General features: G+C 42.7%; 15 protein-coding genes. 4 read left to right on the top strand and 11 right to left on the bottom strand.

What is annotated here, in order from left to right; all coding sequences use genetic code 11:
• Positions 1-52: 52 nt before the first annotated feature.
• Complete coding sequence (locus tag ACSLUK_RS07890; protein WP_448548003.1) at positions 53-1,276, bottom strand: ABC transporter permease; 1,224 nt, start codon at positions 1,274-1,276, stop codon at positions 53-55.
• 1 nt (position 1,277) lies between these two features.
• Positions 1,278-2,198, bottom strand: a complete 921-nt coding sequence (locus ACSLUK_RS07885) for an ABC transporter ATP-binding protein (protein ID WP_448548002.1) — start codon at positions 2,196-2,198, stop codon at positions 1,278-1,280.
• A 212-nt stretch (positions 2,199-2,410) separates the two neighbouring features.
• Between ACSLUK_RS07885 and ACSLUK_RS07880 the strand changes: the two genes are divergently transcribed.
• The gene (locus ACSLUK_RS07880; RefSeq protein ID WP_448548000.1) at positions 2,411-4,492 is read left to right on the top strand and encodes a S9 family peptidase; all 2,082 of its coding nucleotides are present in this window, start codon (positions 2,411-2,413) and stop codon (positions 4,490-4,492) included.
• Between the two features lie 113 nt (positions 4,493-4,605).
• Positions 4,606-4,980, top strand: a complete 375-nt coding sequence (locus ACSLUK_RS07875; RefSeq protein ID WP_448547999.1) for a DUF1428 domain-containing protein — start codon at positions 4,606-4,608, stop codon at positions 4,978-4,980.
• A gap of 117 nt (positions 4,981-5,097) precedes the next feature.
• Here ACSLUK_RS07875 and ACSLUK_RS07870 read toward each other — a convergent pair whose 3' ends face one another.
• From ACSLUK_RS07870 to ACSLUK_RS07845, 6 genes are all read right to left on the bottom strand, one after another.
• Positions 5,098-5,637 carry a GNAT family N-acetyltransferase gene (locus tag ACSLUK_RS07870; protein ID WP_448547998.1) on the bottom strand — a complete coding sequence of 180 codons (540 nt, stop codon included), beginning with the start codon at positions 5,635-5,637 and terminating at the stop codon, positions 5,098-5,100.
• A 101-nt stretch (positions 5,638-5,738) separates the two neighbouring features.
• Positions 5,739-6,659 (bottom strand): manganese-dependent inorganic pyrophosphatase, encoded by a 921-nt coding sequence (locus ACSLUK_RS07865; RefSeq protein ID WP_448547997.1) that lies wholly within the window; start codon positions 6,657-6,659, stop codon positions 5,739-5,741.
• Positions 6,660-6,862: 203 nt separating this feature from the next.
• Positions 6,863-7,855, bottom strand: coding sequence for a cytochrome d ubiquinol oxidase subunit II (locus tag ACSLUK_RS07860; protein WP_448547996.1), 993 nt, complete (start codon positions 7,853-7,855; stop codon positions 6,863-6,865).
• A gap of 2 nt (positions 7,856-7,857) precedes the next feature.
• On the bottom strand, positions 7,858-9,234 hold the full coding sequence (locus tag ACSLUK_RS07855; RefSeq protein ID WP_448548226.1) for a cytochrome ubiquinol oxidase subunit I: 1,377 nt from the start codon (positions 9,232-9,234) through the stop codon (positions 7,858-7,860).
• A 63-nt stretch (positions 9,235-9,297) separates the two neighbouring features.
• A complete protein-coding gene (locus ACSLUK_RS07850) occupies positions 9,298-9,849 on the bottom strand; it encodes a GbsR/MarR family transcriptional regulator (RefSeq protein ID WP_448547995.1) in 552 nt (183 codons plus the stop codon).
• A 333-nt stretch (positions 9,850-10,182) separates the two neighbouring features.
• Positions 10,183-11,151: a class 1 fructose-bisphosphatase gene (locus tag ACSLUK_RS07845; protein ID WP_448547994.1), complete on the bottom strand. Its 969-nt coding sequence runs from the start codon at positions 11,149-11,151 to the stop codon at positions 10,183-10,185.
• Positions 11,152-11,371: 220 nt separating this feature from the next.
• Between ACSLUK_RS07845 and ACSLUK_RS07840 the strand changes: the two genes are divergently transcribed.
• Entirely contained in the window at positions 11,372-13,789 is a 2,418-nt protein-coding gene (locus ACSLUK_RS07840) for a zinc-dependent metalloprotease (protein WP_448547993.1), read from the top strand.
• A 139-nt stretch (positions 13,790-13,928) separates the two neighbouring features.
• On the opposite strand, the gene ACSLUK_RS07835 is transcribed toward ACSLUK_RS07840, so the two are convergent.
• Complete coding sequence (locus ACSLUK_RS07835; protein WP_448547992.1) at positions 13,929-14,888, bottom strand: DMT family transporter; 960 nt, start codon at positions 14,886-14,888, stop codon at positions 13,929-13,931.
• A gap of 252 nt (positions 14,889-15,140) precedes the next feature.
• Between ACSLUK_RS07835 and ACSLUK_RS07830 the strand changes: the two genes are divergently transcribed.
• The gene (locus ACSLUK_RS07830) at positions 15,141-16,619 is read left to right on the top strand and encodes an aminotransferase-like domain-containing protein (RefSeq protein WP_448547991.1); all 1,479 of its coding nucleotides are present in this window, start codon (positions 15,141-15,143) and stop codon (positions 16,617-16,619) included.
• 55 nt (positions 16,620-16,674) lie between these two features.
• Here the strand turns inward: ACSLUK_RS07830 and ACSLUK_RS07825 are convergent, their stop codons facing one another.
• Both ACSLUK_RS07825 and accC read right to left on the bottom strand, forming a co-directional pair.
• Positions 16,675-16,839: an oxidoreductase-like domain-containing protein gene (locus tag ACSLUK_RS07825; protein WP_448547990.1), complete on the bottom strand. Its 165-nt coding sequence runs from the start codon at positions 16,837-16,839 to the stop codon at positions 16,675-16,677.
• Between the two features lie 203 nt (positions 16,840-17,042).
• Positions 17,043-18,389 (bottom strand): acetyl-CoA carboxylase biotin carboxylase subunit, encoded by a 1,347-nt coding sequence (accC, locus tag ACSLUK_RS07820; RefSeq protein ID WP_448547989.1) that lies wholly within the window; start codon positions 18,387-18,389, stop codon positions 17,043-17,045.
• Positions 18,390-18,393: the final 4 nt, after the last annotated feature.

The raw sequence follows: 18,393 nt of genomic DNA, 5'->3' as shown, positions 1-18,393 counted from the left end.
CGCAGTGTGCGTGCCTCCCAGTTCACCTAATTCAAGATTACGTAATTCAATATTACCTAAACATGGCCAAACACATTTCTTTCACACTAGGCTCTTTGCCATACATCGTCATTCCTGATTTAAACAGCTTACCGGCGGCTGTACGCATCCAATAACAAGCTAATAAACCAAGTGCCAGAGATAGCAGCGGCTCCCAAAGGGCAACGTCAACTAGCGACATTTTTACTGGCATGGCAACAAATGATGTGATCGGTAAATAACTTAATACCGCCAATGCCCAACCACTAGGCGTGTCCATAGTGATAAAGGTTATGATGAGTGGTAACAATGGTATCAGCATAATGCTGGTCTTGGCGCTATGATTAGGATCGTCAATCGCAGCAGCAACTGCCGCCATAAAGGCCGTGCATAAATATAGCCCCATGCATGCGAACAGCATAAACCAAGGGAGCATTTGCCAGTCAATAATCGACAGATCAAACGAACCGTTGTAAACCACAACAGAAAAGAAAGCGTAACTGATCATACTCGTTATCAGCATTGTTATCATGGCTTTTACCGCATGGAACAACTGACCTAATATTTTACCGTCAATCCAGGTTTGAGCGTTCATACAGGCATATAACTGCTCGGTTACGCGCTGTTGTTTCTCGCCAGTGATGCTGACAAAAATCAATCCGAATGAAGTAAAAATACCCACACACATCAACACGATAAGACCAATGGCAGTAAAAGTCGCAGGGCTATTTTCTGACTTAATTGATTGATCAAGGTAAACGTTTTCAATTTGTGCTGACAGCTGAATGGCTGCAAGTTGCTCAGGCGCAAGCCCTAAGCTCTTCGCATAGTTGAGCGTAAATTGTTGTTGAAGAATAGGGGTTAATTGATTCAACCATTTTTGTTTATCACGGCTATGCACAACCACCTTTGCAGGTGACGGCTGTGCTGTATTGGTTGCTAGTTCATTTTGCAATTCCAAAACCGCATGCCATTCCTCGTTTTCTTGAAGCTGTGTGAGCAATGCCTTGGTTGGTTCATCGGATGAAATAAACTTAAATTCACCTATTTGTTGGTTTGCCATAGCCAATTGGCTTGGCACAACAACTTGATATAAAGTCTCGGTGTCGTCTTTGACTTGTTGCCACACGAAAATAATAAGGCCAAATGCAAGTAAAATAAGTTTTGAAACAAGCTCTTGCTTCCATTTGAAAAAGTGCATGAACTCCCATTTAGCAACGAGAAGCGTTTGTTTTGTAGAAGAGTTTTTACCAGACATCTTAAGCAGCTCCGTGGTTTTCAATGGCGTTTAAATAAAGTTGGTGAAGGTCAATTTTGGCGCTTTGTAAGCCAACAATTTCTCCAAGCTTTGTTAATTGGTCAATCAGTTCGTTCACCATTTGATTGTGCTTTAAACGCACTTTAATTTTTACGTCGTCAATGTGGTGAAGTTCAAATGCTGCAAGCTGTTCTTGTGCGTGCACTTTATCAATACATGCTTGATATTGTGCGGTAAGTTCAAGTGAAGTATCAGCTTCGCTTTGAATTTGCTCCAGCGAGCCATAAAACACTTTTTCACCTTTGTTCATTAGCAGCATTCTGTCGGCAAGCTTTTCTACCATCGCCATTTGGTGCGCACTGAGCAGTACCGTCATACCTTTAGCTTTTAATTCAGAGAGAAACTGCACGACCTTTTCCTGATTAACCGGATCCAAACCAGAAAAAGGCTCGTCAAGAATTACCCACTTGGGTTTATGTAACACAGCAGTAATCAGCTGAACCTTTTGCTGATTACCTTTAGAAAGTGATTTGAGTGGCTGGTCATGGCGGTCAGATAAGTCGAAACGCTCAAGCCAGTATTCCGCTTCTTTAATCGCATCTGATTTTGCGACTCCATGCAATTGCGCAAAGTACAGTAGGTTTTTCATGACCGACTTTTCAGGGTATAGACCGCGATCTTCAGGCAAATACCCTAAGTTGTGACTTGGAATCGCAGAGTGTTCTTGTTGACCATCACGAACAATAATTTGACCTGAATCAGGGGAGGTAAACCCTACCAGCATGCGCACAAGAGAAGACTTTCCTGCGCCATTGGGGCCAAGTAAGGCAAATATTTCTCCTTCGTTTACCGTGAGAGATAGTGATTTGATTGCCGTGACATTGGCGTAAGTCTTTTTAACGTTATCGACAACGAGTTCCATTTATATTCCTTCAACTTGTTGGTGAGCTTTAGTCCGCGTAGTCTCAGTGATAACAATTTTATTACAATATTTTTCAATTAATTTTTTACGGTCGAAAATGAAGTACGTCTGATAAACGTGCTAAATCATCGATTTGAATGATATGAGTGGTTGTTTATCCAACTGAATACGCTAGAATCGGCAGTTCTAATAAAAATAGTGATGAGGAAACTATGCGAAAACTAACCCCTGTTTTAGCGCTTGCAATGGGAATGTCGGCAACTTCTGTGTTTGCCAGTGACACTATTACCATTGAAGATATACCCAAAATTCAATCAGTTATTCAAAGTACGGTAAGCCCAGATGGTGATTGGGTGGCATTTACCCGTTCAGTACCGCGTACCCTGTATGTCGACAAAGATGGTCGTAATTTCAGTAACTTGTTCTTAGTGAATGACAAAGGGGAAGAGAAACCGTTCATCACAGGCAGGCAAAGTGTTAGCAGCTTACAATGGTCTGCTGACGGCCAATTCGTATACTTCCTTGCCAAATTTAAAGAAGATAAATTCACCAAGCTTTACCGAATTCCGGTCAATGGTGGTGAACGTCAGGCGGTATTAGCACTAAAAGACAGCTCTATTTCCAGCTATCAGCTAAACCCAGATGGCAAAACTGTTGCGTTACTTGCTATGCCTGCAAAAGATAAGTCCGAGAAAAAGCTTAAGGAACTAGGTTTTAAAGCCGAAGTTTATGAAATGGGGCTTAAAAACAAGCAGTTGTTTATCACTGATTTAGCGGTTCAAGCGAAACCTGTTACTTTGGACGCCGTGGGTGTTGAACAATATGTGAGTCAAGTAAATTGGTCTCACGACGGCGAACAGTTGCTAATCAAAACACAAGCGTCAGCATTGATTGACGACTCGTATATGAAGTCGCAATGGCACGTGCTTGATGTAGACCAGCAAAAAGTCACGATGTCTTTTGCTACCGAAGGCAAGTTGGGCACGGCTGAGTTTTCACATGATGATAAATACATCGCGATTATTGGTGCGCAAGATAAACATGACCCTGCTACAGGACGCTTATATTTAGCTGAAGCCAATACAGGTAAAGTAAGCGAATGGTTACCTGATTTTAAAGGGCACGTAAGCGATATTGAGTGGGCAAATAAATCAAATAGCTTGCATTTCGTTGCGAATATTGGCACTCAAAGTGTGGTAGCAACCATAAAGCCAGGTTCGAAGAAATATAAAACGTCTGTGAAAGCGGGCAAGATGATTGCGTCTAACTTGTCTATTTCAGATTCAGACAAAACCATTGCTTTTAAAGGCCATACAGCTACGCATCCAAACGAAGTGTTTATGTTGCGTGGACGCAGCAAAACAACACGTTTAACCGATTCAAATGAATGGCTAAACGATAAGCGCTTTGCCAAGCAAGAAACGATTTCGCTAAAAGCGCGTGACGGTGTTGAAATTGACGGTGTACTAATCTACCCACTTGATTACAAAAAAGGTGAGCGTTACCCGCTTATTATGTCTGTACACGGTGGTCCAGAAAGCCATGATAAAGACGGTTGGTTAACGGCATATTCTCGTCCGGGTCAAATGGGCGCTGCGCGTGGTTATGCAGTATTTTACCCAAATTACCGTGGTTCAACGGGTAAAGGTGTTGAATATTCTAAGCTAGGTCAAAACGATTATGCTGGTAAAGAATTCAACGACTTAGTTGATTTCAAAAACCACTTAGTTGACATGGGTTTAGTTGATACTAAGCGTGTAGGTATTACTGGTGGTTCATATGGTGGTTATGCGTCTGCATGGGCGGCAACCAAATTAACTGACCATTTCGCTGCGAGCGTAATGTTTGTAGGTATTTCTAACCAATTATCTAAGTTTGGTACGACCGACATTTCTAACGAAATGCATTTAGTACACGCACGCTCTTATCCTTGGGATAAGTGGCAATATTACTTAGAGCGTAGCCCTATTTACTGGGCACATCAGTCAAAAACACCATTACTAATCATGCATGGTAAAGACGACCCACGTGTACACCCAGCACAATCAATGGAAATGTACCGTTACATGAAGGTACAAGGGAAAGACGTGCGTCTTGTGTATTACCCAGGCGAAGGCCATGGTAACCGTCGCGTTGCGGCACAATATGACTATAGTCTTCGTTTAATGCGATGGATGGACAACTACCTAATGGAAGGCAACAAAGCTATGCCTGACTATGAAATTGATCATAAAGGTAAGTTGAAAGCTGTGAAAGACGCTGACAAGAAGGATGCGGCTGAGAAAGCTGAATAGTTTTTACCTTTAGTTGAAGAACAGAAGCCCTGAAATATCAGGGCTTTTTTATTTGTGTTTTTCTTAATTGGTATTAAATTCAACTAATAGGTTACTTTCACATAGGTTACTTAATGACTGATTATATTGACGGCTTTGCCTTTCCAATATCCAGCAACAATATAGACGACTATAAGATTCTGTCTGAAAAGATCGCGTGCATTTGGATAGAATATGGTGCACTGGAATACCGAGAATATATTGGCGACGATATGCAAATCCAAGGCACTCGTAATTTTACAGAGACGTTGGATAAAGCAAATGACGAAGTTGTTATCTTTGGCTGGGTTAAGTTTGAGTCAAGAGCGTCACGCGACTTAATACATGAGCAAGTCGCGTCTGACCCGAGAATAGTAGCGCTAATGTCGAAACATGATACCGGTTTTGATGCAGCGCGCATGGCGTGCGCTGGGCTTAAATCTTTAGTATCTGTAATCTCGGATAATTAAACTTATGCATTGATTTTCGTAATGTCTACTAAGTGCTCACTCAGCAAGAAGACTCAAAATATTCCGTTCGCGCTGAGTAGGAGGAACGACGTATCGAAGTGTGTGTAACCAGTAGAATTACACGTTCACGCGATAATAAACAACGAGTTCACCCTCAAACAGTGGGTCATCATTTATCGCTTCTTTGATAAAGGTCATACCCAGTTTTTTCATTACCGCAATAGAAGCAACATTCTCTTTAACTGCAATTGCCGAAAAACTTTTGATGTCTTGTGTTTTGGCTATTTCAGTCATTAGATGCTTGGCAGCTTCAGTGGCATACCCTTTACCCCAGGTATGTTGGAAAAATCGCCAACCTGTTTCCAAATCTTGCTCGTCAGGTTTTCCTTCGAAAAAGCCCATGGGTCTCATTAAAATGAATCCCAAAAACTCACCCGTATCGGTTAACGTTACATGCCATATACCCCAGCCCTTTTCTGGTGTCGCGTATTTCTCCATGCGAGGTATCCAGATATTCTCGATTTCTTCCATCGTCGTTGGTTTACCACCATTTAGGTGTTCCATAACAGCCGGATCTTGATCTAAATCGAATAAATCCTGCTTGTCATCGCGCGTGACAAGACGGTATGAGAGTCTGTTTGAAGGTGTGATTTGCATGAAACTTCCTTTTGACCATTTTGAGGGATAAAAAAACTCAGCGAGTGCTGAGTTTTCATATTATTCTTTTTGCTCAATGCAAATCAATTGATTTTTATCGATTAAGCGAAAGATTCTTGCAGTGGTGGAACAACTTGTTTCTTACGGCTCATTACGCCGTCTAACCACACGCGACCATCTGTCGCTTTGGCGCCATAAGCGCGTTCTGAAAGGTTTTCATCGTCACTTACGTAAAGTAGTTCTGAACCTTCTTTCATGATGTCGGTAAGCAGCAATAACACACTGTGGCGATCGCCCTCAGTTTTAAGCGCAGCAAGATCAGCATGAAGGTCATCTTTCATTTTGTCGAAAATGGCTAAATCAATTACTTCTAATTGACCAATGCCGACTTTGTTACCGTTCATGTCAAAGTCTTTAAAATCGCGCAGAACTAAATCTCTGATTGGTGTACCTTCAACAGCAGACTTCACTTTGAACATTTCCATACCCAAAGCTTTTGGGTCTTCAATACCCGCGATTTCAGCCAATGCTTCAACACACTTAATGTCAGCAGTGGTACACGTTGGTGATTTGAAAATTACCGTATCGCTTAAAATAGCGCACATCATTGCACCCGCGATATTCTTTGGAATTTCAACGCCGTGGAAATCGTACATCATTTTGATGATCGTATTGGTACAACCAACAGGGCGGATCCAACACTCTAACGGGGTAGAAGTCGTAATATCGCCAAGTTTGTGGTGATCAATAATACCTAAAACAGTTGCTTCGTCGATATCATCTGGACCTTGAATGCGGTCAGAGTGGTCAACGACGTAAATGCCTTCACCTGCAAAGCTGGTTTTTAATTCAGGCTTTTCAAACCCAAATTTGTCCAAAATGAATTGAGTTTCAGGCGACAATTCACCTAAACGCGCAGGAACGGTCTCTTCACCGATCGTTGTTTTAAGGTATGAAAGTGCAATCGCAGAACAGATTGAGTCTGAATCTGGCACTTTGTGACCTACAGCATATGCTGGCATAAAAATGCTTCTCCGAGAAATATAATTTGAGTAATAACCCTATTCTAACAAAAACTCTCGCGGCTCTACTAGTATTGGAAAGGCAAAAGTTGCACACAATTTCATCGATGAAAGAATTGCTCACAGTCTGGTAGGGAGCAGGCCAATAAAAAGGCTGAATCCATTGTTCAGCCTTTGATCACATTTTCTTATTTAAAAATATGTTAGTAATTGAGCTTGCTGGTTTTTCCTGAAAACACACGATACGCAAATATGGTATAACCTATGATGATTGGTAGCACGATTACCGCACCACCAAAAATTACCATTAATGATTCTCTTGAACTGGCTGCATCGAAGATTGTCATTTTATTTGGCACTATGTAGGGATAAAAGCTATAGGCAAGGCCGCAAAAGCACAAAGTAAAGATAACAACGGCGGCACTAAACGGATACCAACAGCCAATGTCATCTTTCACGGGCACGCGTTTCAAATACAAGTGCGTAGTAACAAAAGTAAAGCCAAATAGCACAGTGATAGGTACTAAAATAAACACCTGCGGAAAGCCGAGCCATTTTTCCTGAATTTGTTGGTCGATGGTTAAATTGGCGATACACACAGCAACTATACCGACGCCCATTAAGATGTTGGTAATTCGTGCCCAACGCGCTGCGCGAACCTGCAATTCACCTTCAGTTTTCATCACCAGCCAACAAGCGCCAATGTAGCAATAGCCTGCGGTAACGCATACAGCTGATAGCAGTGAAAACATAGTGCTTTCAACACTCGAGGTAAACCCGGTAATAAACTGCCCCAACATATAGCCTTGGCTTAATGTTGCCATCAAAGAGCCTAACTTAAACGCGAGATCCCAGCGTGACTTCTCATGGCTTGGTGCTTTGGTGCGAAAATCGAATGAAACACCACGAATAATCAACCCAGCGAGCATAAATGCAACGGGCAAGTACAGTTGTTGCAAAATAATCGAGTGCGCAACAGGAAAGGCGATAAGCAGCAACCCAACCGCTAACACAAGCCAGGTTTCGTTGGCATCCCAAAATGGACCAATTGAGTAAATCATGCTGTCGCGCTGACTCTGCGAATTTCTAGGCAACAATACACCCACGCCTAAGTCGTAGCCGTCTAAAATTGCATAAACCAGAAAAGATAGACCCATTAAAGAAACGAATACAATTGGTAACCAGTCAGTTGTCATGATTATGCTCCTTTACCGCTAACGTTGAGTGCATCGTGCTGATGTTCAATTGCATCAGAATTTGAATTATCGAGCACTTTTAAATTCTCTTGCTCGAGTTTGACTGCGCGATTTGCCATTACGTATAGCGTGCGAATATAGGCAAATAACAAGAACCCGTAGATAAGCACGTACATCGTTAGTGATAATGCGATGTTTTCAGGCGGTGTTGCGGTAACGGCATCACGCGTACGTAATACGCCAGTGACTAAATAAGGCTGACGACCTATTTCCGTCACATACCAACCTGCGAGTGTCGCAATCCAGCCGGAAAAAGTCATCGCAATTGCGCCTTTAAGCAACCATGTTGGGTATTGCTGACGAAAAGCAAACTTGTAACTGGCAAACCACGAAAACAGCAACATCAGCATGCCTAATCCAACCATCATTCGAAAGCTATAGAACACTGGTGCTACAGGTGGATGTTCGTTTTCAAACTCTTCTAGTCCACGAATTACACCGTCAAATTCATGGGTTAAAATCAAACTAGCTAATTTGGGGATTGCGACCTCAAAGTGGTTAGTGCGCTGCGTTTCGTCGGGAATCGCGAATAATAACATTGGCGCGCCAGACTCTGTGTGCCACGTGCCTTCCATTGCCGCAACTTTAGCAGGCTGATGTTTAAAGGTATTGAGGCCATGAAGATCGCCAACAAATATCTGTAGCGGAATAAGCGCCGCGGCCAGTACAACACCAAAATTGAGCGCCTTTCTCGCTGACGATTTTTTATCACCTCTTAATAGGCGGTATGCAGAAATGCCACTAATAAGGAATGCTGCGGTAAGTCCAGAAGCCAGTAACATGTGGGTTAAACGATAGGGCATAGATGGGTTAAAAATTACATCCCACCAGCTAGTGACGTAGGCTACGCCGTCACGCATTTCAAAGCCTGTTGGCGTTTGCATCCAAGAATCAAGCGCGATGATCCAAAATGCTGACATCGTGGTACCAAAAGCGACTAAAAATGTTGCCAAGGTATGCACGCGGTTTGACACACGCTCCATGCCAAATAGCATGATGGAAAGGAACGAGGCCTCCAAAAAGAATGCAGTCATTACTTCATAACCTAGCAGTGGCCCTGCAATATTGCCGACTGTTTCCATAAATCCAGGCCAATTGGTGCCGAACTGAAACGACATGGTAATGCCACTGACAACACCTATGGCGAAAGTAAGCGCGAAAATCCGCACCCAAAAGCGATAGATGCGAAGCCAGGCATCGTCGCCTGTCTTGTTGAAACGGAGTTTAAAGAATAATAACGCCCAGCCAAGTGCGATAGTAATGGTGGGAAAGAGAATGTGAAAACTGATATTGGCAGCGAATTGAATGCGAGACAGCATAAAACCCGTTTCACTTGCCACAGGGGAAAAATCGATCACGGGAGTACCTCCAAGTGAATCATATTAAGATTTAGAATTCGGTAGTAATTTTTCTTTAACGTCTAAAATTTTACTGATGCCTTCGCCTAGCTTTAACAGTGCTGACAGCTTTTCTGATGACATGTGCTGTAATTCATTTGACCATAGTGTGACCATCTCCATTAGATCATGCATTTCTTGCACACGTTGTTGTGCATAGCGGTCAGTGTCGTTGCTTGGCGTTTGTAGCAAAGCGTCTCTTAATGTTGATAAGGTAGGGTCAATTTCACGTTTTCTGCGTTCAACAACAAGTGTGCGGGCAATCTGCCAGATGTCTTTTGGTGCGGAAAAGTATTCTTTGCGGTCGCCCGGAATGTGCTGGAGCTTAATCAGACTCCAAGATTTTAGCTCTTTCAACCCCATAGATACGTTCGAGCGAGAAATTTGCAAGGCATCGCTAATTTGGTCAGCGTTTAACGGTTCTTCGGTTAGTACAATGAGTGCGTACATTTGCCCTAATGTGCGGTTTAGTCCCCATTTTGAACCCATTTCACCAAAGTGAAGGATCAGCGATTGTGTCATTGGCGTGATAGTCATAGCAGCGATTCTCGATAAGTAATGCTTAAAAATATCTTTCTTTTCTGAATTTTCAGTAATTACTGAAAATTGTAAAACTTAATTGATCTAAGTCAAGAAAAAACGATCAAAAATGTGGAGATAATTTAACTTGGGGTAATTTGTCCCTGTAGAATTTGATGCCCTTCGATTTGTTCGTTCCTCACACTCAGACGTACGGATTATTTATCACAACACACCAATTGGTTTGCACTGAGCGCGAAGCAGTCGAAGTGTAATTATTTGAAAACGCATAAAAAAACCTGCTTACATCGTGCAACGCAAGCAGGTTTCTCGTGATTAGTTGAAATAGAGCTATTTATAGTAGCTCAAACATTTCTCTACTTCGTTCTTAGAACCTAAAATAACCTCAACGCGTTGGTGAATGTCAGTAGGCTCAATGTCCATGATGCGGCCTTCACTAGTCACACTCAAGCCACCTGCTTGCTCAATTAAGAAGCTCATTGGGTTGGCTTCATACATTAAACGTAATTTGTATGGTTTTTTCGGATCTTTAGTGTCAGCAGGGTAGGTAAAAATACCGCCGCGTGTAAGCACACGGTGAACGTCGCCAACCATTGCCGCAATCCAACGCATATTAAAGTTTTTACCACGTGGACCCTCTTTACCAATAAGCAAATCGCTGATGTAGTTTTGCATTGGTTCTTGCCAGAAACGTTGGTTTGACATGTTAATTGCGAATTCTTGTGTATCTTCAGGTACACGGACATTACGCTCAACTAATAAATAGCCGCCATGTGTACGGTCAAGTACATAAAAATGCGTTCCACTGCCAGTAGTCATTACCAGCATTGTTGATGGACCATAAAGCACATAACCAGCACAAACTTGCTTGTGTCCTGCTTGTTTAAATAGCGCAGGATCATCAGCCGCAATGCCTTCTGGCGCTTCATGAATGGAGAAAATGGTACCGATAAGCGAATTAATTTCGATGTTTGAACTACCATCGAGTGGGTCAAAAGATACAATATAACGACCGTCTGGATCACCTGCTACCGATGTGTCTTCTTCTTCTGATGATATCGCCTTAACAAAGCCTGACTCTAATAAAATGTCTTTAATTAACTCATTAGCTACAACATCTAGCTTTTTTTGTACTTCGCCCTGAATGTTTTCATCGAGCGTTGAGCCCATTAAGCCCCCTAAGTGCGCTTGACTGACGCGAAATGAAATCTCTTTGGTTGCCGCTAAAATGGTTTTGATCAACGAAATCAAATCTAAAGGTACGTTATCTTGACGTAATGCAGGTGCGAGTCGTTGCATAGGAGTTCCTAATTTGCTTTATAGACAATGTATATTTTATATTATGTTAGCTTTTTAACTATTCAAGAAAGCTAAAGCGTGTATTTTTACCCGAGTTTATAAAAGTAAATTGAAAGTTTACGTGTAACTTTTCATCTCTGGTTTCGCGCTAATTATAACAATAATATCGACCGTATCGGTAGATTAAATATTAACTAAATTTCAGGATAAGGGACGCTAAATGGTTCGCATACGTCATTGGTATTTGTTTGTTTTGTGCTGTGTATTCTCTGTGACAGCCTCAACAGATTTCAAAGAGTTCATTAAAGATAAATCGCACTATTCAGGCTTTTACTCGTATTATCTCGATGATAAAGAGGGCAAGGTGTACCTTGAGATCAAACAGTTTGAGCACCCCTTTATTTTTCAATCAAGTTTGCCTCATGGCATTGGCTCAAACGACATTGGCTTAGATCGTGGCCAACTTGGCGATACCCGCTTAGTGCAATTCGAGCGAGTCGGCGACAAAGTATTGTTGCGCCAACTCAATACGACTTATCGAGCCAATAGCGATAACCAATTGGAGCAGCAAGCAATGGATGAAGCGTTTGCTAGCTCGATCATTTGGGGTTTTAAAGTCGCGTCTGAAAACTCTGCCAGCAATGCTACGGTGATAGATTACACGCCATTCTTGCTGTCAGATATTCATAACATTAGCGATACGCTAAAAGAAGGTAAGCAAGGCAGTTATGCTATCGACAACTCTCGTAGTGCACTGTTTAATAAGCGTATTAAAGCGTTTCCTAATAATACTGAGTTTGAAGCTACGGTCACGTATAAAGGCAGCAATGCAGGTAACTACCTGAAATCTGTAACGCCTGACAATAAAGCTGTAACAGTGAACTTACATCATTCATTAATTAAGTTGCCAGACGATAATTATCAACCGCGACAGTTTCACCCATATAGTGGTTTTTGGCAGCACAGCTATGCAGATTATGCCACGGCAATTGACCAACCTTTGGTGCAGCGCCTAATTCCACGCCACCGTTTGCAGAAAAAGCATCCTGAAAAAGCGAAAAGCGAAGCCGTAGAGCCAATAATTTATTACCTTGATGCGGGTGTACCTGAGCCTGTTCGTAGCGCACTTCTTGATGGCGCTCGTTGGTGGAATGATGCGTTTGAAGCTGCGGGCTTTATCAATGCATATCAAGTGAAAATGTTACCTGCTGACGCCGACCCGATGGACGTACGTTACAATGTGATCCAATGGGTACACAGAGCAACACGTGGTTGGTCATATGGCTCGTCAGTTATTGATCCCCGTACAGGAGAAATCATAAAAGGGCATGTTACCTTAGGATCGCTTCGTGTTCGTCAGGATTATTTGATTGCGCTGGGTTTAACCTCTCCTTTTTCCTCAGAAAATACAGATACGTCGGCGATGAAAGAGATGGCGTTAGCACGTATTCGTCAATTGTCTGCTCACGAAGTGGGGCACACTTTGGGCATTGCTCATAATTTTGCCGCGAGCGTAAATGACCGCGCTTCCGTGATGGACTATCCACATCCTTATGTCACATTGAAAAACGGCAATATCTCATTAGAGAACGCTTATGGTGTTGGCATTGGCGAATGGGACAAACATGTCGTTGCTTATGGTTATGCAGATGTTTCGAAAAATGACGAAGCTGCATATTTGAAAGCTACCATTGCCAAAGCGAGAGCAGCAGGGCTACTTTATGTATCAGATCCAGATGCAAGACCACGTTCAGGTGCACATAATACGGGCCACCTATGGGACAACGGTAATGATGCCACTGAAGAGTTACTTCGTGTACTTGAAGTAAGAGAGCACGCATTAGCCAACATGGGCGAGAATAGTATTCCTCAAGGCTCACCGTACTCGGAGCTGGAACAAGTATTGGTGCCAATCTATAACTTTCATCGCTTTCAGGTGGAAGCGGCCGTTAAATTAATTGCTGGTGTAGATTACCGTTACGCCATCAAAGGTGAAGACCTAGCAGTTGCAGAGGCTGTTGATGGCAAGGCGCAGAAAAAAGCATTGGCTGCACTAATAAAAACACTATCAACGGAAACGCTTACGATGCCAGCGCATATTGTTGCTTTAATTCCGCCAAAAGCATATGGCTATAGCCGTGATAGAGAGAGTTTTGTCAGTAAAACAGGGTTAACTTTTGACCCAATTAGCGCCGCAAGCGCTAGTGCTAAACATACATTGAGTTTATTGCTTGATGGTGGTCGACTGGCGCGACTAGCACAGCAATCAGCTGATAACAGCGAAATTCCTTCAGTCGGTGATGTTCTGTCTGCGTTGGTTAGTGCGACTGTAGAGCAATCCGTTAAGAAAGGACAGGCGCGGTTGGTACAACAGCGAGTAAACCAACAACTTATCAGTCAGCTACTCAATTTGTGGCATGCAAAACAATCAGCGATTGAAGTGCGAGCAGAAGTTTACGCGACATTAACGCAGCTTAAAACATGGCTTACTGAACATAAGAGTAAAAAGCCTTATCGCGGCTTGTCTGCACACTTTAACTTGTTGGCCGCACAAATTGACTACGGATTAACGCATGATAAGCAAATGCTGCCAGAATCAAACGTAAAATTACCGCCAGGTTCACCAATTGGTGGTTAAACTGTCTATTATAAAAAAGGCGTGGAGGGAAGGATTCTCCACGCCGTAGTGCACACGCAATGAGTAAGCGTAAAGCACGGACTTGTTGCTACCTCGCCAGAGAGACTAAGACAGCATTTGTTCTGATGATTGACGCTAGTTAAACGTTTTTATTATCAACCAATTGAGTTTTTGACGTTTCGCCTAACGCATCATTTGCATAGTCAGTCGTAGACTCTTTGGGTTTACTCTTAGGTTTGGTGAGCACAACGATGTTACCAATAATGATAAAAACAAATCCAATCACAGTGTAGCTATCCCACTGAAACCCTTCAAATAATGTTGATAAGACAACGGCAACGCCCGGAAACATGATTGACGCATAGGATGCTCTGTGTGCTCCAATGGTATTGAGTAAGGTCAAATAGCTGGCAAATGCGATGACTGAACCGAAAATGGACAAAAACAATAGCGACGATATATATGGGACGCTCCAATCGAAAGTGAACGACTTGCCTTGAAGTACCATCATTATTGCCATGAAGCTTGCACCATAGGTCATTCCCCATGCAGTCGCCGGAAATAACGCGTATTGCTTTTGCTGATTCTTCATCGAGATCATATTGCCTGTTGATGCAAATGTAGCGGCAATGAGACAAAACATCAGACCATAAAGTGTTTGTGAGCCCAGCTGGGTATCACTTAATTGTGGCCAAAATAGCGTTGCTATGCCTGCAATACCAATTACTGCGCCTAAAACTACGTTGCTGGTTATAGCTGTTTTAAACCAAATTCGTGCGTTAACTATGTTGAAAAACATAATGCACGAAAAAGCGATACAGGTTAGTGCTGAGTTTATGTAGTGTTGACCAACATACAGAAAATAGTAATTGCAGCCAAATAACGTTAATCCAAAAAGAAAGAACTGAATATGTGCCCGTAGTTCAAAGTTGAGTGACAACTTTTTCCAACGACAATAAGCGAGTAACACAATGGCAGCTAAACCAAATCGATAAACAAGTGACGCTTCTGGCGGTACTTTGCCTAACTGAAAGTTAATAGCAAACCAAGTTGAACCCCAGATAAGTACGGTGATGACATATAAGAAGGTATTGTTCATCAAGCTTTCCCTACACAGTTGGTAAAATTCTGTAATAAATTAGTGCTTTGGTTGAGTGTTCGATGAAGTACCCGGGTGATTGGCAATGGTATACCATGAATCATCGTTAGCTCCTATATATATGGTTTACATAGTTTGCAAACACTTGCTTACATAGATCGGCGAGCCGAAGTATTGAGTAGCGTAGACAGTGTACGGTAATTTTGTTCTAATAACATATACAGAAATGTAAAAACGGAACCTATACAGTTTATGAGAGTACTGGATCGCACATCCCCTGGTTTTTTGTATCAGCAAGTGATCGACTTTATTGAGCAGCAAGAGAAGAGCGGAGCCATCTTGCCTGGCGATAAGTTGCCGAGTTTACGCAAACTGAGTAAACAGTTTGAAATTAGCGTTCCAACGGTAAAACAAGCTTATTTAGAGCTTGAGCGGCAAGGGAAGATCAGCGCAAAGCCACAATCTGGTTATTACCTCAAAGCCAAACAGGTACGAAATCTGTTGCCGATGCGCGCAAAGTGGGCAGGGAGCTCTCCTGTTGAAGTCTCTTGTCGCACGCTTATTCAACAAGTGTATGATGCTCTGCACAGACCCGATACAGTAGAATTAGGGATATCAAACCCTGTACACGCTCACCCACCCGATAAAACACTGGCTCGCTTGATGCGCTCGGTACTTGGTCGTGTAGCTGAAAAAGCGGTTAGTTATGGCCCTTCGGCGGGTTGTCCTAAATTAAGGCTAACATTGGCCTGCCGTTATCAAGAGCAGGGTGTGGCTGTTGATAATGAGGACATTGTCATTACCAGTGGCGCTCAAGAAGCGTTATCAATTGCGCTGCAATGTGTCGCAAAACGCGGTGATATTATTGCGGTTGAATCGCCTGTTTATTTTGGCTTAGTTGAACTCATCGAAAGCTTAGGCATGAAAGCGCTTGAAGTATATACCTGTACAGAAGATGGCGTGAGTTTGTCTGATTTGGAACAGTTGCTAGACCAACATAATGTAACCGCGTGCTTGTTTTCAACAGCGATTAACAACCCGCTAGGTTCGATGATGACCGACTCACAGCGCCAACAGATGGTGCGACTACTTGAAGCTCGCAACATACCTTTGATAGAAGATGAAGTGTACAGTGACTTGTATTTCACAGATAAACGGCCGATTCCAGCGCAACTATACTCCGAAAAAGGATTAGTGATGACTTGCTCGTCTTTCTCAAAAACTGCGGCACCCGGCTATAGGGTAGGTTGGCTAATTCCAGGAAAGTTTGCGCTTGAAGCTAAGCGATTAAAGCGCGCGCTGTCTTGTTCAACACCTATGTTACAGCAGTGGACGTTAACCGATTATATAATGTCGGGGGACTATGATCGTTATATTGCAGTGTTGCGCAAGCAACTGAGGTATAACTGCGAACGCATGCGTGCATTAATTGCTGAGCATTTTCCTCCTGAAGTGTGCATTTCAACGCCTCAAGGAGGAAGTGTGCTCTGGATAAGGTGCCGTTCACATGTTGATACCGGAAAATTCTTTCATCAAGCAATAGCGAATGGGGTGAGTTTTGCGCCGGGTGAGATATTTTCACCGTCAGGTAAATATAAGAATTTTATGCGTATAAGTTTTGGTGTGCAGTGGAGTGAACAGGTAGAGCAAGCAGTTGCCGTACTAGGCAAATTAGTGCGTGATTATCCACTGCCTGAAATGCCGAAAGAACTGACAGAGATTTGTTGTTAATGAGAGTGTTAGTTGAGCTACTTTTGCGCTGTAGCTCTTTTCGTTTTGTGAATTGCTAGTCAGTTGATTGCTGCTCGGTTGCTTCACGCAATTTAGCTTGTGCTATGCGCCATTCTTGTAATTCTGCGTAATAATGATCCCAAACGCATGGGTTACAGGCTCCACCGCCACAACAATCATCATCGGCAGGTGGAATTGGCTTTTCTAACTCTTGACTCATTTTACACTCATAAATTGTGATGCTGTCGGCATTATACCGAATTTGTTCGCGAATTAAAAAGCGTTGTGGTCAACTAGTTCCGTACGTCCTGAGAAGGAGGTACGACGTATCGAAGGACAAAATAACTAGCTCATACGTTTCTTTCAGACATAAAAAAACGGTGAATAAGGTACCTTATTCACCGTTTTTATTAGACGCAAATGCTATTCTTCTGCTGCTAGTTTCTTTTCTAGGTAGTGGATGTTAGCACCACCATTAACAAAGCCCTGATCATTCAAAATATCAATGTGCAGTGCAATGTTAGTTTTAATGCCATCAACTACTAATTCACTCAATGCATTGCGCATACGTGCAATTGCAACGTCACGGTTATCACCGTAAGTGATCAATTTACCGACCATTGAGTCATAGTATGGCGGTACTGAGTAATCAGCATAAATATGAGAATCCCAACGTACGCCCATGCCACCTGGTGGGTGGAAACGTGTAATTTTACCCGGTGAAGGGATAAATGTACGAGGATCTTCCGCGTTAATACGACACTCAATAGCGTGACCGTTAATTTTGATGTCATCTTGTGTGTAAGATAACGGTTGGCCAGCAGCTACACGAAGTTGTTCTTTGATTAAGTCTACACCAGTGATCATTTCAGTTACTGGATGCTCAACCTGAATACGGGTATTCATTTCAATGAAATAGAACTCGCCATTCTCATACAAGAACTCAAATGTACCTGCACCACGGTAATCAATTTCGATACATGCGCGACAACAACGTTCACCAATTTGCTTACGCATTTCTGGTGTAATACCTGGCGCTGGTGCTTCTTCAACAACTTTTTGGTGACGACGCTGCATTGAACAATCACGCTCACCTAAGTGAATGGCGTTGCCTTGACCGTCAGCAATAATTTGTATTTCAACATGACGAGGATTTTCAAGGAATTTCTCCATGTAAACCATGTCGTTGCTAAAAGCTGCTTTAGCTTCGGTACGCGTCATTTGAATCGCTTCAACCAATTCACTTTCTTCACGAACAACACGCATACCACGGCCACCGCCGCCGCCTGACGCTTTAATAATTACCGGGTAACCGATACGCTTGGCGTGTGCCAAGTTTAATTCATTGTCGTCGGTTAATGGGCCATCAGAACCAGGTACACACGGTACACCGGCAGCTTTCATCGCTTTGATCGCTGATACTTTATCACCCATTAAGCGGATACTGTCTGCTTTTGGGCCGATAAATGTAAAACCTGAATTTTCAACTTGTTCAGCAAAGTCAGCGTTTTCTGCTAAGAAACCGTAACCTGGGTGAATCGCAACAGCATTCGTTACTTCCGCTGCAGTGATGATTCGAGGAATATCTAAATAACTCTCGTTTGCTGGTGCTTTACCGATACAAATCGTTTCATCTGCTAATAAAACGTGTTTCAAATTTCTATCGGCGGTTGAATGCACCGCAACAGTTTTAATACCGAGTTCTTTACATGCACGCAAAATGCGTAATGCAATTTCACCTCGGTTTGCGATAACTACTTTATCTAACATGGAA

Source organism: Thalassotalea fusca, assembly GCF_053485835.1.
This window is presented reverse-complemented; position numbering and strand designations above follow the sequence as displayed.

Coding starts and splice junctions, on each gene's coding strand:
- ACSLUK_RS07890 (WP_448548003.1), bottom strand. CDS start 1,276: ATGTCTGGTAAAAACTCTTCTACAAAACAAACGCTTCTCGTTGCTAAA.
- ACSLUK_RS07885 (WP_448548002.1), bottom strand. CDS start 2,198: ATGGAACTCGTTGTCGATAACGTTAAAAAGACTTACGCCAATGTCACG.
- ACSLUK_RS07880 (WP_448548000.1), top strand. CDS start 2,411: ATGCGAAAACTAACCCCTGTTTTAGCGCTTGCAATGGGAATGTCGGCA.
- ACSLUK_RS07875 (WP_448547999.1), top strand. CDS start 4,606: ATGACTGATTATATTGACGGCTTTGCCTTTCCAATATCCAGCAACAAT.
- ACSLUK_RS07870 (WP_448547998.1), bottom strand. CDS start 5,637: ATGCAAATCACACCTTCAAACAGACTCTCATACCGTCTTGTCACGCGC.
- ACSLUK_RS07865 (WP_448547997.1), bottom strand. CDS start 6,659: ATGCCAGCATATGCTGTAGGTCACAAAGTGCCAGATTCAGACTCAATC.
- ACSLUK_RS07860 (WP_448547996.1), bottom strand. CDS start 7,855: ATGACAACTGACTGGTTACCAATTGTATTCGTTTCTTTAATGGGTCTA.
- ACSLUK_RS07855 (WP_448548226.1), bottom strand. CDS start 9,234: ATGCTGTCTCGCATTCAATTCGCTGCCAATATCAGTTTTCACATTCTC.
- ACSLUK_RS07850 (WP_448547995.1), bottom strand. CDS start 9,849: ATGACTATCACGCCAATGACACAATCGCTGATCCTTCACTTTGGTGAA.
- ACSLUK_RS07845 (WP_448547994.1), bottom strand. CDS start 11,151: ATGCAACGACTCGCACCTGCATTACGTCAAGATAACGTACCTTTAGAT.
- ACSLUK_RS07840 (WP_448547993.1), top strand. CDS start 11,372: ATGGTTCGCATACGTCATTGGTATTTGTTTGTTTTGTGCTGTGTATTC.
- ACSLUK_RS07835 (WP_448547992.1), bottom strand. CDS start 14,888: ATGAACAATACCTTCTTATATGTCATCACCGTACTTATCTGGGGTTCA.
- ACSLUK_RS07830 (WP_448547991.1), top strand. CDS start 15,141: ATGAGAGTACTGGATCGCACATCCCCTGGTTTTTTGTATCAGCAAGTG.
- ACSLUK_RS07825 (WP_448547990.1), bottom strand. CDS start 16,839: ATGAGTCAAGAGTTAGAAAAGCCAATTCCACCTGCCGATGATGATTGT.
- accC (WP_448547989.1), bottom strand. CDS start 18,389: ATGTTAGATAAAGTAGTTATCGCAAACCGAGGTGAAATTGCATTACGC.